General features: G+C 69.6%; 13 protein-coding genes. All 13 read left to right on the forward strand.

The window, feature by feature from the left end; genetic code table 11:
• The first annotated feature begins 143 nt into the window (after nucleotides 1-143).
• The 13 genes from ACWPN7_RS27750 (at nucleotide 144) to ACWPN7_RS27810 (ending at nucleotide 12,921) form a co-directional block, all read left to right on the forward strand.
• Nucleotides 144-1,310 (forward strand): iron-containing alcohol dehydrogenase, encoded by a 1,167-nt coding sequence (locus tag ACWPN7_RS27750; protein WP_459196315.1) that lies wholly within the window; start codon nucleotides 144-146, stop codon nucleotides 1,308-1,310.
• A gap of 217 nt (nucleotides 1,311-1,527) precedes the next feature.
• Nucleotides 1,528-2,376, forward strand: coding sequence for an IclR family transcriptional regulator (locus ACWPN7_RS27755; RefSeq protein ID WP_040137599.1), 849 nt, complete (start codon nucleotides 1,528-1,530; stop codon nucleotides 2,374-2,376).
• Nucleotides 2,373-3,521 (forward strand): thiolase family protein, encoded by a 1,149-nt coding sequence (locus ACWPN7_RS27760; protein ID WP_040137598.1) that lies wholly within the window; start codon nucleotides 2,373-2,375, stop codon nucleotides 3,519-3,521. The genes ACWPN7_RS27755 and ACWPN7_RS27760 overlap by 4 nt, the downstream gene beginning before the upstream one ends.
• Nucleotides 3,522-3,523: 2 nt before the next feature.
• Nucleotides 3,524-3,949, forward strand: a complete 426-nt coding sequence (locus ACWPN7_RS27765) for a Zn-ribbon domain-containing OB-fold protein (RefSeq protein ID WP_459196316.1) — start codon at nucleotides 3,524-3,526, stop codon at nucleotides 3,947-3,949.
• 26 nt (nucleotides 3,950-3,975) lie between these two features.
• Nucleotides 3,976-4,359 (forward strand): MaoC family dehydratase, encoded by a 384-nt coding sequence (locus ACWPN7_RS27770; RefSeq protein ID WP_014198889.1) that lies wholly within the window; start codon nucleotides 3,976-3,978, stop codon nucleotides 4,357-4,359.
• A 2-nt stretch (nucleotides 4,360-4,361) separates the two neighbouring features.
• Nucleotides 4,362-4,763, forward strand: a complete 402-nt coding sequence (locus tag ACWPN7_RS27775) for a MaoC family dehydratase (protein ID WP_103039419.1) — start codon at nucleotides 4,362-4,364, stop codon at nucleotides 4,761-4,763.
• Nucleotides 4,760-5,506 carry an enoyl-CoA hydratase/isomerase family protein gene (locus ACWPN7_RS27780; protein WP_014198891.1) on the forward strand — a complete coding sequence of 249 codons (747 nt, stop codon included), beginning with the start codon at nucleotides 4,760-4,762 and terminating at the stop codon, nucleotides 5,504-5,506. Before ACWPN7_RS27775 ends, ACWPN7_RS27780 begins: the two co-directional genes overlap by 4 nt.
• Nucleotides 5,507-5,581: 75 nt before the next feature.
• Nucleotides 5,582-6,799, forward strand: a complete 1,218-nt coding sequence (locus ACWPN7_RS27785; protein WP_492273523.1) for an ABC transporter substrate-binding protein — start codon at nucleotides 5,582-5,584, stop codon at nucleotides 6,797-6,799.
• A 97-nt stretch (nucleotides 6,800-6,896) separates the two neighbouring features.
• Nucleotides 6,897-7,760 carry a branched-chain amino acid ABC transporter permease gene (locus ACWPN7_RS27790; protein ID WP_094305832.1) on the forward strand — a complete coding sequence of 288 codons (864 nt, stop codon included), beginning with the start codon at nucleotides 6,897-6,899 and terminating at the stop codon, nucleotides 7,758-7,760.
• A 15-nt stretch (nucleotides 7,761-7,775) separates the two neighbouring features.
• Nucleotides 7,776-9,479 carry a branched-chain amino acid ABC transporter ATP-binding protein/permease gene (locus ACWPN7_RS27795; RefSeq protein WP_103039303.1) on the forward strand — a complete coding sequence of 568 codons (1,704 nt, stop codon included), beginning with the start codon at nucleotides 7,776-7,778 and terminating at the stop codon, nucleotides 9,477-9,479.
• Complete coding sequence (locus ACWPN7_RS27800; protein WP_051658670.1) at nucleotides 9,476-10,210, forward strand: ABC transporter ATP-binding protein; 735 nt, start codon at nucleotides 9,476-9,478, stop codon at nucleotides 10,208-10,210. Before ACWPN7_RS27795 ends, ACWPN7_RS27800 begins: the two co-directional genes overlap by 4 nt.
• A gap of 27 nt (nucleotides 10,211-10,237) precedes the next feature.
• Complete coding sequence (locus ACWPN7_RS27805) at nucleotides 10,238-11,311, forward strand: SDR family oxidoreductase (protein ID WP_349619425.1); 1,074 nt, start codon at nucleotides 10,238-10,240, stop codon at nucleotides 11,309-11,311.
• 14 nt (nucleotides 11,312-11,325) lie between these two features.
• Complete coding sequence (locus ACWPN7_RS27810) at nucleotides 11,326-12,921, forward strand: AMP-binding protein (RefSeq protein WP_456521903.1); 1,596 nt, start codon at nucleotides 11,326-11,328, stop codon at nucleotides 12,919-12,921.
• The last annotated feature ends 73 nt before the right edge of the window (nucleotides 12,922-12,994 follow it).

The raw sequence follows: 12,994 nt of genomic DNA on the forward strand, positions 1-12,994 counted from the left end.
CCCCACCCCGACCCTCCCCCGCTTTGCGGGAGAGGGTGCCTTCTGCGAAGCGGCGGCAGTCCCCTCCACCTCGTAGAGGGGGAGAGTTAGGGAGGGGGCCGTTGTGCCCCTCCCGGACCAATCGACAACGGGAGGAAACCACCATGCAATCGGGTGTCTACGAGTTCCTGGCGCAGGACCGCGTCATCTACGGCCGCCCGGCGGCGGAGGCGGTGGCGGAAACCGTCGCCAAGCTGGGAAAACAGCGCGCACTGATCGTGGCGAGCCGGACGCTAAGCCGAGCCACGGGCGTCGTCGCCGCCATCCGCGACGCGCTGGGTGCGCGTTGCGCCGGGGTCTTCGACTCCTGCGTCGAGCATGTGCCGCGCGCCTCCGTCCTGGCGCTGGTGGAGGAGGTGCGGCGGCTGGAGCCGGACCTGATCGTCACGGTCGGCGGCGGCACGCCCATGGACACGGTGAAGGTCGCCCTGGTCGCCTTGGCCGAGCGCATCACCGACACCGCCGGATTCGACGCCGTGCGCATCCGCGTCGCCGAGGACGGGACCCGCATCGTCCCGGCGGTGAAGGACCCGCCGCTGCGCCAGATCATCGTGCCGACCACCCTGTCGGGCGCCGAATTCTCCAACCTCGGCGGGGCCACCGACCCCGATCGCCGGGTCAAGGACCTCTACACCGGGCGGCACATCGGCGGGCAGGTGGTCATCCTCGACCCCGCCGTGACTGTCCACACGCCGGAGCGGCTGTGGCTGTCCACCGGCATCCGCGCCGTCGACCACGCGGTGGAGACGGTCTGTTCCCGCAAGCCCCAGGCCTTCACCGACGCGACCTGCCTGCACGGGCTGGCGATGCTGGCGCGCTCCCTCCCCGCAAACCGGGAGAGGCCGGACGATCTCGACGCCCGGCTGGACAGCCAGCTCGGCGTCTGGCTGGCCTCGACCGGGCTGGGCCGGGTGGAGTGGGGGGCCAGCCACGGCATCGGCCACCAGCTCGGCGCCGTCGCCAACGTGCCGCACGGCCATTGCTCCTGCGTCATGCTGCCCAGCGTGCTGCGCTGGAACCACCCGGTGAACGCCGACCGCCAACGGCTGGTGGCGCAGGCGCTGGGGCGGGAGGACGGCGACGCGGCGGCGGCGGTCGCCGATCTGGTGCGCGCCCTGGGGCAGCCCGACAGCCTGCGGGCGGTCGGCGTGACGCGCGACCATTTCGCCGCCATCGCCGCCGGGGCCATGCAGAACATGATGGTCCGCAGCAACCCGCGTCCGGTCACCGGTGAGGACGACGTCCGGGAGATCCTCGAACTGGCCTGGTGATCCGCAGGCGCCACCATCGTACGGCACGAACGGCCCCGCCCCTCCCGGCGGGGCCGTTTTGCGTTCGGGATGCGGAGGGGAGCAGCCGTGCAAAATGACTATGGGGGTATGCATTTCAAACAATGCAAAGGACCGATAATTCGTTTGACCAACAATATTTGCGCACTCATAATCTTTATAGAAAATAAAATTCTCAATAGAGAACGGAGAGCGCGCCATGCTCACCGACGACCAGGACCGGGAGTCCTTCACCCTTTCGACGACCTTCAACGCCGGCAAGCCGGTCGGCGCGGTGGTCAGCGCCTTCGCGATCCTGCGCCATCTGGCGGCGCAGGACGGGGCGGTGTCGAGCGCGCAGGTCGCCCGCGCGCTCGGCCTCAACCCGAGCACCTGCTTCAACATCCTGAAGACCCTGGCCGCGGAGCGGGTGGTCCAGTTCGAGGAGGTCGGCAAGGCCTACCGGCTGGGCGCCGGACTGCTGGAGCTGGCGGGCAGCGCGCTCGATCAGGTCGGCTACACCCGGCTGCTCCATCCGGAGCTGGAGCGGCTGGCCGCCGTGTGGCAGACGCCGATGACGGCGTGGCTGCGGGTCAGCGACCACCGCGTCATGCTGGTGGATCAGGCGGTGTCCAGCTCGGCCATCCAGATCCACATGCGGATCGGCCACCGGCTGCCGCTGCTGGTCGGCGCGCTCGGCCGCTGCATGGCGGCGCACGCTGGCCTGCCGGTGGAGGAGATGCGCCGCCAGTACGCCGCCGTCCGCCAGGACAACCCGCCGCCCTTCGAGCAATTCCTGGCCGAGGTGGAGGAGGCGCGGACTGCCGGCTACGCGGTGGACCGCGATGGCTTCACGCGCGGCGTGACGACGGTGTCCAGCCCGATCCTCGACGACGAGGGCCGGCCCTTTCTGGCCCTGTCCGCGGTCGGGCTGACCGCGCAGTTCTCCGACGAGCGGACCGCGGCGATGGCCGCCGACCTGCGCGACACCACGCGGCGCATCGGGCGGCTGCTCGCCGGGCCGGGCCGGGCGGCCGCCCCACTTTCCCCACGGGAGACCACGCGATGACCCCGGTGATCTCCGGAGCCGCCGACACCGCCATCGGACGGCTGGACGGCAGCGGCTGCATGGCGCTTCACGCCGAAGCGGCGTCCGCGGCGCTGGCCGACGCCGGCCTGCGGGCGGACGAGGTGGACGGCGTGCTCTGCGCCTATTCGCTGGCCGAGCCGCATCTGATGCTGTCGTCGGTCTTCAACGAGTATTTCGGCATCGCGCCGTCCTACAGCGCCGCCGTCCAAGCCGGCGGGGCGACCGCCTGCGCGCTGGTGATGCAGGCGGCGGCGCTGGTGCGGGCGGGCATCTGCCGCAACGTCCTGGCCGTCTGCGCCGACAACCGGCTGACCGGGCTGGGGCGCAGCGGCGCCGTCGCTGCATTGGCCGAGGTCGGGCATCCGCAGTTCGAACGCCCCTACGGCATGTCGATCCCCGCAGCCTACGCGCTGGTCGCCCGGCGCTGCATGTATGAACGCGGCGTCACGGCGGAGCATCTCGCCGCCATCTCCGTCACCCAGCGCGGCCACGCCCGCCGCCACCCCAAGGCCCAGGCGCGCGACCCGCTGACCATGGAGCAGGCGCTGTCCGCCCGCATGATCGCCGATCCGCTGCGGCTGTTCGATTGCTGCCTCGTCTCGGATGGTGGCGCCGCCCTGGTGATCAGCGCCGCCGACGCGGCGGCCGATCATACGGACCGCGCGGTGTCGATCCTCGGCTACGGCCAGATGAACACGCACGAACACGCCTTCGCCATGCCGTCGCTGACCGATTTCGGCTGCCGGCAATCGGCGGCGCAGGCCTTCGCCATGGCCGGGCTGACCCCGGCGGACATCGACGTGGCCGAGATCTACGACAGCTTCACCATCACCCTGCTGGCCGAGCTGGAATCCATCGGCTTCTTCGCGAAGGGGGAGGCCGGTCCGGCGATCCTCGACGGCGCGCTGGAGCTGGACGGGGTCCTGCCCTGCAACACCCACGGCGGGCTGCTGTCCTACGGCCATTCGGGGGCGGCGGGCGGCATGTTCCACATCGTCGAGGCGGTGCGGCAACTGCGCGGCGAGGCCGAGGCCCGGCAGGTGGCGGGGGCGGAAACCGCCTTCGTTCACGGCGACGGCGGCATCCTGTCGGCTCATTGCTCGCTGATCCTGGGGAGGGCCTGACGATGACTGCGACCGATCCATCCCCCATGAAGCCCGTTCCGCTGGTCACCGCCGACACCCGCGCCTTCTGGAACGCCTGCGCGGAGGGGGCGCTGACCTTTCAGCGCTGCGCCGCCTGCGGCCACGTCCAGTTTCCGCCGCGGCCCTTCTGCACCGAATGCCGGGCCGCAGGGCCGGGGACGGAGCGGTCCGCCGGGCTCGGCACCATCCACAGCTACACCATCGTCCACCGGGCGCCGACCGCGGCCTTCAAGGCGGACACGCCCTACGTCCTGGCGCTGGTCGATTTCGACGATGGCTTCCGCCTGATGGTCAATCTGCGCGGTTGCCCACCCTCGGACGCCCGCATCGGCCTGCGCGTCTGCGTCCTGTTCGAGCCGCTGGCCGGCGGCGGCGCGCTGCCGCAGGTCCGGCTTCTGGTGGAATGAACCCAACCCTTCGGGAGGGACCATCCATGCATCTGTTCGACACGCTCCGGGAGGGCGCCGCCTTCGGCGCCGAGGAGCTTCACCTGTCCGACGCGCTGATGGAGCGCTGGACCAGCCTCTACCCCGACGACCCGCCGGACGGGCGGATGCCCGCCGGGATGATCGCGGTGGCCACCATGCGGGCCTATTCCAGCCTCGTCGTGCCGCGCCCGCCAGGGAACATCCACGGCTCCCAGCGGTACGAGATGCTGCGCCGCCCGGCGGTCGGGGAGCGCTTGACCACCCGCATCGCCTGCGCCGGAAAGGAGCTGAAGCGCGACCGTCGCTGGGTCCATTTCGACACCGAGACGGTGGGGGAGGACGGCACCCCCTGCTTCCGCGGCCGCATGACCATCCTGTGGGCGGCCTGACCATGGCGGACGGGACGACCACCATCGACCGCCTGACCCCGGTCACCAAGCGGATCGATCGCGCGGCGATCCGGCTCTACGCCGAGCTGACCGACGATTTCAACCCGATCCACGTCGATCCCGACTTTGCGGCGACGACGCCGATGAAGGGCATCATCGCCCACGGCCTGCTGTCGGTGAACCTGCTCTGGCAGTCGGTCCGCCGCAGCCTGGGCGAAGCGGCGGTGTCCGGCGCGACGCTGGACATCCGCTTCCTGCGCCCGGTACGCGAGGACGACGTGGTGACCGCGGGCGGCCAGCGCCGCACCGACGGCGACGGCTACGACGTCTGGATCGACAACCAGCATGGGGAAACGGTGATCGCCGGACGCATCCTGCACCGGCCGGGGACGGTGGCGTCATGACCGGCACGCTTCTCGTCCGCGACGACGGCGATCTGCGGCGCATCACTCTGAACCGCCCTGCGAAGATCAACGCGCTCGACACCGCGACCCTGCGGGCGCTGGCCGAGGCCGTGGACGGCGCGCCCGCCGACGGCGCGGCCCTGGTGGCGATCGATGGCGCCGGACCGCGCGGCTTCTGCGCCGGCGGCGATGTCGCCGAGATGAGCCGCGGTGCCGAGGCCTTCGCCGCCCAGGAGGAGGCGCTGCGGGCGGCGATGCAGGCGCTGCATGGATCGGCGGTGCCGGTGATCAGCGTGGTCCACGGCCGGACGCTGGGCGCCGGCTGCATCGTGGCGTGCCTCAGCGACCTCGTGCTGGGCGCCGACGATGTGCAGTTCGGCTTTCCGGAGATGCGCTTCGGCCTCTACCCGGCCTTCGTCCACGCTGCCCTGACGGAACGGCTGCCGGCGGCGCTGGCCTTCCAGATCCTGGCGGGGGGTCGGATGATGGACGCGGCGCAGGCCTACGGCTTCGGCTTCCTGACGGAGATCCTGCCCGCAGACGGCTTCGCCGAGACGGCGGAGGCGCGCATCGCCTACTACCGCGACCGACTGGACGCCCTGGCTGCGGGCCGGCGCATCCTGCGGATGGAGGACCGCCCATCGATGGCGGAAAAGACCGCGCGGCTGGCCCCGCTGCTGGCCGAGAACCACGCGGCGCCGTCCGTCCGGCGGCTGCTGTCCGGGCTGTCTTTTGCCCGCTGATTTCTTTTGAAACGGCAACGAGTCCCGCCAACGGGACCGCGTCACCCCCGAACAACGGATTCCTGGGAGGGAACGATGTCGAAACGCACCCTGTTCGCCGCGCTCGTGCTGACCAGCGCGCTCACCGGCGGCGCCGCCCTGGCCGCCGATCCGGCGGTCTACAAGATCGGCGGCATCTTCGCGATGACCGGCGCCTCGCCCCACTACGGCAAGGTGATGAGCGCCGGGGCGCAGCTCGCGGTGGACGAGATCAACGCCCAGGGGGGCATCGACGGCATCAAGCTGCAGCTGGTCATCGAGGACCACAAGAGCGGCAGCGCCCAGGCGGCGGTCGCCGGCATGAACCGGCTGATCGACGTCGAGGGGGTGAAGGCGGTGCTCCCCTCCTTCTCCACGGTGACGCTGGCCACCATGCCCATCGGCGACCAGAAGAAGGTGATGATGATCAACGGCGGCGGGGTCAGCGCCCAGACGGTCGGCACCTCCCCCTACATGTTCAACATCCGCTCCATGGCGTCGGATCTGGCCGCCGGCATCGCCCACCGCGCGGCCGAGCAGGGGGCCAGGAAGCTCGCCCAGATCGCCATCAAGTCGGAGTTCGGCGACGCCACCATCGCCGCCACCACCAAGGCGTGGGAGGGCATGGGGCTGAAGATGGTCGCCGCCGAGCAGTTCCAGGCCGACGCCGCCAACATCGACACCCAGGTCGCCAAGCTGCGCGCCTCCCAGCCCGACGCCATCGCCAACTGGCCGACCACGCCGCAGGCCGGGCTGGCGGTGAAGCGCATGCGCGAGCTGGGCATGAAGCAGCCGGTCTACTGCATGGAATGGACCGCCGAGGACACCAAGGTCGCCGGCAAGCACGCCGAGGGGGTTGAGGTCGTCACCGACTACTTCGCCGCCACCGACGAGAATCCCTGGTCCAAGCGCTTCGCCGACGCCTACAAGGCGAAGTTCGGCGAGATGCCCGACTTCTACGCCGCCAACTACTACGAGGGCGTCTACGTCATCGCCGAGCTGATCCGGCGGGCGAAGGCCAAGGGCGGCGATTACTACAGCGGGGAGCGTCTGGTGCAGGCGCTGTGGGAGAATCCGACCTTCGACAGCGTCTACGGCAAGACTTCTGACCTTCCGCAAGAACGGTGTGGCGCAGAAACCGGTCGCGGTGTTCCGCCTGGAGAACGGCGAACAGAAATTCGTGAAGTTCACCACGGGCGAATGAACGCCGGTTCGAAGCATCCTCATTTTCAACCCTCTCCCCTCTGGGGAGAGGGTGGCCCGGAGGGCCGGTGAGGGGGTTGCGCTTTTGCCGGACGCTCCGACACGCGCAACCCCCTCACCCCAACCCTCTCCCCAGGGGGGAGAGGGAAAGAGACAGGAGCGCCATTCCATGGACTTGCTCATCCAACTGACCCTGAACGGTCTGTTCAACGGCGCGCATTTCGCCCTGCTGGCGATGGGCTTCGCGTTGATCTTCGGGACGACCGGCGTCGTGCATTTCGCCTACGGGCCGGTCTATGCGGTCGGCGCCTACGCCATCTGGGCGCTGGCGGCGCTGGCCGGGCTGCCCTTCTGGGCGGCGGTGCTGCTGGGGATCGCCTTCACCGCGGCGCTCGGCGTCGGCTGCTACCTGTTCATCTACCGCCCGTTCGAGATCAGCGGCAGCCCGCCCTTCGTCGTTCTGGTCGCCTCGCTCGGCCTGTTCATCGTCATGAAGAACCTGATCGGCATCGTCTTCGGCACCGGGGTCAAGACGGTCGACAGCGTCGCCTACGACGTGCATTTCGTCGGCGACGCCTTCTTCACCACCGTGCAGGTGGGGCAGGTGGCGGCGGCGCTGCTGGTCGGCTGCGGCATCGCGCTGTTCCTGCGGGCCAGCCGTTACGGCAAGGCCATCCGCGCTATGGCCGACAACCGCGAGATGGCCACCGTCATCGGCATCGACACCACGCGGCTGTCCATCCTGGTCTTCGCGCTGGGCTCGGCGGTGTCGGCGGTGGCCGGGGCGCTGGTCCTGCTGCGCGACGGGCTGAACCCCAACATGGGCTTCGGCGCGGTGTTCGTCGCCTTCGTCGCGGTGATCGTCGGCGGGGTGGGATCGCTGCGCGGGGCGGTCATCGCGGCCTTCCTGCTGGCCTTCGTGCAGAGCCTGGGCATGTGGCAGATCCCCACCGAGTGGCAGAACACCATCGTCTTCGTGGTGCTGTTCGGGTTCCTGCTCGCCCGCCCCTCCGGCATCGTCCGCCGGGCGTGAGGGGGGAGCACGGCCATGGAGTATCTCGCTCACATCCTCGTCATGGTCTGCCTGTACGGCATCCTGGCGACTTCCTTCAACCTGCTGATCGGCTTCGGCGGCATCTTCGCCCTGGCGCACGCCACCTTCTACGCCAGCGGCGCCTACGCCGCCGGCATCCTGGCGACGAAGCTCGGCATCGGCTTTCCTCTCACCCTGCTGGCCGGGGTGGTGGTCACCGCCGGCATCGGCCTGCTGGTCGCCTTTCCCGCCATGCGGGTGGGCAGCCACTATCTGGTCGTCATCACGCTGGCGCTGCAGGCCATCACCATCGACGTGCTGATGAACAGCAAGCCGCTGACCGGCGGGCCGGACGGCATCGCCGGCATTCCCCCGGTGTCGCTGTTCGGCACGGCGCTGACCAGCCCGGTGACCTTCCTGCCGCTGGCCGCGGTGATGGCGGCATTGTGCTGCGCCGTCGCCTGGAGGCTCGGCGCCTCGCCCTTCGGACGCTCGCTGCGCGCCATGCGGGAGAACGAGGCGGCGGCCCAGGCGGTCGGCAAGAACCTCGTCCGCATGAAGCTGGTGGTCTTCGCGATGTCGGCGGGGCTGGCCTCGGTCGCTGGGACGCTGGTCGCCCACTACATCGCCTTCGTCAATCCGGAATCCTTCACCATCGAGGAGACCATCCTCATCCTCGCCATGGTGATCCTGGGCGGCATGGGCAATTTGTGGGGCTCTCTGGCCGGGGCGGCGATCCTCGTGCTGCTGCCGGAGGGGCTGAAGTTCGTCCATGTGCCGGGCGACATCGCCGACATGGTGCGGCAGGTGATCTACGGCGTCGTGCTGATCGTCATCCTGCGGCTGCGCCCGGAAGGGCTGTTCCCCGAGACGGTGTTCCGCACCCCGACCGGGGCCGCGCGGTCCAGCGTTCCCGCCAATGGCCCGCTCGTGGGTGCGCTGGAGCGCGCAGGCGGCACGCCGGGGGAGGTGGTGGTCTCCGCGACCTCGCTGTCCAAGCATTTCGGCGGCATCCAGGCGGTGAAGGACCTGACCATCGACCTGAAGCGCGGCGAGATCGTCGGGCTGATCGGTCCCAACGGCGCCGGCAAGACGACCGCCTTCAACCTGCTGTCCGGTTTCCTGCGCCCGACCGGCGGCACCATCCTCTACCGGGGCCGCGACGTGACGACCCTGAAGCCGCACGAGGTGGTGGCCGCCGGGCTGGCCCGCTCCTTCCAGGACCTGAAGCTCTTCACCAAGCTGACGGTGGTGGAGAACATCCTGGTTTCGCTGCCCGCACAGCCGGGCGACCGCCCGCTGGACGTCTATTTCCGCCCCGGCCTGGTTCGCCGGGCCGACCGCGAGAACGTCGCCCGCGCGCTGGAGATCGCCTCGTTCGTCGGGCTGCTCGCCAAGGCCGACGAGACCGCCGCCAACCTCTCCTACGCCGAGGAGAAGCTGCTGGTCATCGCCCGGCTGCTGGCGACCGGGGCCGACGTGCTGCTGCTCGACGAGCCGCTGTCGGGCCTCGACACCGTGACGGTTGAGCGCATTTGCGGGGTGATCCGTGACCTCGCCCGCGCCAACAAGGCGGTCTGCATCATCGAGCACAATCTGGAGGTCATCCGTGGCGTCTGCGACGAGATCGTCTTCATCGACGAGGGCCGCGTGCTGACCAAGGGACCGCCGGACACGCTGATGCGCGACCGCGAACTGGCCGAGAGGTATTTCGGATGACCGAGATTCACACCATGCCGATCGCCGAACCCGTTCTGGAGGTGCGCGGCCTCAGCGCCGGCTACGGCAAGCGGGCGGTGGTTCACGAGGTGGACCTGACGGTGCGGGCCGGCGAAATCCGCGTGCTGCTGGGCCACAACGGGGCCGGCAAGACGACGCTGGTGCGCTCCGTCTTCGGGCTGCTGCGTCCGTCTGCCGGGACCGTGCGCTACCGGGGGGAGGACATCACCCGGCGGCGCTGCGCCGACAACGTGAAGGCGGGGATCGCGCTGGTTCCGCAGGGGCACGGCATCTTCCGCAGCCTGACCGTGCGCGAGAATCTGGAACTCGGCGCCTACACCGCGCAGGACCCGGCGGAAATCCGGGCGAACCGCGACGCGGTGATGGACCTGTTCCCGATCCTGCGCGAACGCGCCGGCCAGATCGCCGGCACCATGTCCGGCGGCCAGCAGCAGATGCTGGCGATGGGCATGGCGCTGATGCACCGGCCCGACGTGATGATCCTCGACGAACCGTCCATCGGCCTCGCCCCCAACCTCGTCCAGCGAGTCATGGAGGCCATCGCCGAGGTCAACCGGGCGCTGCGCATGGCCGTGCTGATGGTCGAGCAGAACGTCGTCCACGCCCTGCCCATCGCGCAGAGCGTCACCGTGCTGCGCACCGGCCGCAAGATTTACGAGGGCCCGCCCGAGCCGCTGGGCGACCGCCAATACCTGATGACCCTTTTCTGAAGAAATCCGCACAGAAGGATCGTGTTCATGGCCCGTCAGAAGATGCTGATCGTGGGTGCGCTGGGGACCGTCGGCCGCCCGATGCTGGAGCATTTCGAAGCCTCCCCGGAATGGGACGTCTGCGGCGTGTCGCGCCGCAGCCCGGATTTCGAGACCACCGCCGAATGGGCCGCCGTCGATCTGCGCGACCCTGACGACTGCCGCAAGCTGCGCGAGATCAAGGGCGTCACCAACATCTGCTACACCGCCGTCTACGAGAAGCCCGACGTGACGCGCGGCTGGTCGGAATGGGACCATGTCGAGACCAACCTCGCCATGCTGAAGAACGTGGTCGAGAATGTGGAGGCGGTGTCGCCCAACCTGCGCCATATCACGCTGCTGCAGGGCACCAAGGCGTACGGCGGCCATCTCGGCCCCTTCCGCCAGCCGGCGCGGGAGAGCGACCAACGCTACATGCGCCCCAACTTCTACTACGACCAGCAGGACTGGATCAGCGAACGCCAGCAGGGCAAGGAGTGGAGCTGGAGCGTGCTGCGCCCGCAGATCGTGTGCGGTCTCGCGGTGGGCAGCCCGTTGAACATCATCACCGCCATCGGCGTCTTTGCCGCGGTGTCGCGCGAATACGGCCTGCCGCTGCGCTTCCCCGGCGGGGCGTCGCGCATCGGCGAGGCGACCGACGCCCGGCTGATCGCCAAGGCCGCCGAATGGGCCGGCACCAGCCCGCAATGCGCCAACCAGGTCTTCAACATCGCCAACGGCGACGTCTATGTCTGGGAGAACGTCTTTCCCAAGGTGGCGGAGCTGTTCCGCATGGAACTGGAACCGGCGCAGCCCTTCTCGCTGGCCCGCATCATGCCGCAGAACGAGCCGATCTGGGACCGCGTCGTCGCGAAGCACGGCCTCAAGCCCTACAAATACACCGAGGTGGTTCCGTCCTGGCAGTTCGCCGACTTCCTGTTCGGCTACGGCCAGCGCCCCAACCCGCACCACATGAGCACGATCAAGGCGCGCAAGCTGGGCTTCCACGACTGCGTGGACAGCGAGGAGATGTTCGTCGATCTCCTCCAGGAACTCCAGAAGCGCCGCATCCTGCCGGAATGAATGAGGCCCACCGCATGACCATCACGCGCAGCATCCATGGCGTTCCGGTGCAGTGGGAAACCCTGCCGGCGCTGGTCGCCGCCCGCGCGGCGCAGCACGGGGACGCCCCGCGGCTGACCGTCGCCGGGCGGGCGATGAGCTACCGCGAGCTGGACGGGGAGTCCAGCCGCGTGGCCGCCAATCTGCACCGGCTGGGGGTGCGCCGAGGGGACCGGGTCGCCTGCTTCCTGCGCAACGCGCCGGAGCATCTGCTGACCTGGGTCGCCGCCGGCAAGCTGGGGGCGATCTGGGTGCCGCTGAACGCCGGTCTGGTGGGGGAGGATCTCGTCCACACCCTGACCAACGCCACGCCCGCCGTCCTGGTGGTCGACGGGGAGCTGGCGGAGCGGGTCGAGGCGGTCGCGGAGCGGTTGCCGCCGATGCGCGTCTATGCGGTGGAGGATGGCGATGGGGGAACCGGCGGTCGCTTCCGGCCCTTCGCCGACCTGCTGGAGCCGGGGCATCCGCTGCCGCAGGTGGAAGTGTCCGGCGGCGATCCGGCGGTCATCATCTACACCGGCGGCACCACCGGCCTGCCCAAGGGCGCGCTTCTGCCGCATTTCGCCTGGATCGCGGCGGGGATGCGCTATGTCGAGGCGTTCGAGACGCGGCCGGACGATGTGCATTACTCGATCCTGACGCTGTTCCACGTCGGCGGGCTGATGCTGGGCGTGATGGGGCCGATGGTCGCCGACATCCCCACGGTGATCGACCGCCGCTTCAGCGGCAGCAACTTCTGGGCGCGGGCGCGGGAAACCGGGGCGACCATCGTCGATCTCATCGGCACCATGATCACCGTGCTGACCGAACAGCCGGAGAGCCCGGCCGACCGCGGCCACCGCGTGCGCGTCTCGCTGGGGGTGACGGGGCAGATCCCGCCCGCCGTCTCCGACCGCTTCGTGGAGCGCTTCGGCATCGGCTTCGTCAACGTCTATTCGCTGACCGAGACCGGTGGCGTGCTGATCGTCAACAACCGGATGGACTCGCCCAAGCCGCGCGCCAACGGCCTGACCCACGGCTGGGCGGAGGTGACCATCCTGGACGAGGACGACCAGCCGATGCCGCCGGGCGTCACCGGCCAGATCGCCCTGCGCCCCCGCTACCCGCACATCTTCATGTCGGGCTATTTCAACGCGCCGGAGCGCACGCTGGAATGCCTGTCGAATTTGTGGCTGCACACCGGCGATCTCGGCCATCTGGACGCGGACGGCTATCTGCACTTCACGGGCCGTCAGGCCCATTGGCTGCGCCGCCGCGGCGAGAACGTCTCGGCCTATGAGGTGGAAAGCGTGCTCAGCCAGTGTCCGGGCGTGCGCGAGGTCGTGGTGGTCGGAACGCCGTCCGAAAAGGGGGAGGAGGAGGTGAAGGCCTTCGTCATCCGCGAACCGGGCAGCGGCGTGGAGCCGGCCGCCATCGCCGCGTGGTGCGAGGGCCGCATGGCCGCCTTCAAAATCCCGCGCTTCATCGCCTTCGTGGAGAGCTTCCCCCGCTCCGTGACGAAGCGCGAAGTGGAGCGTCACAAGCTGCGCGCGATGCCGAACGACGGAGTCTGGGACCGCGAAACGCTGTGATCCGGACCAAGCCGCCGGCCCGGTGGCCGCGCTCGCTGGCGATGACGAGCGCGCCAAGGTGGGAGGGCAGGCC

The organism is Azospirillum sp. UENF 312511 (genome assembly GCF_058780635.1).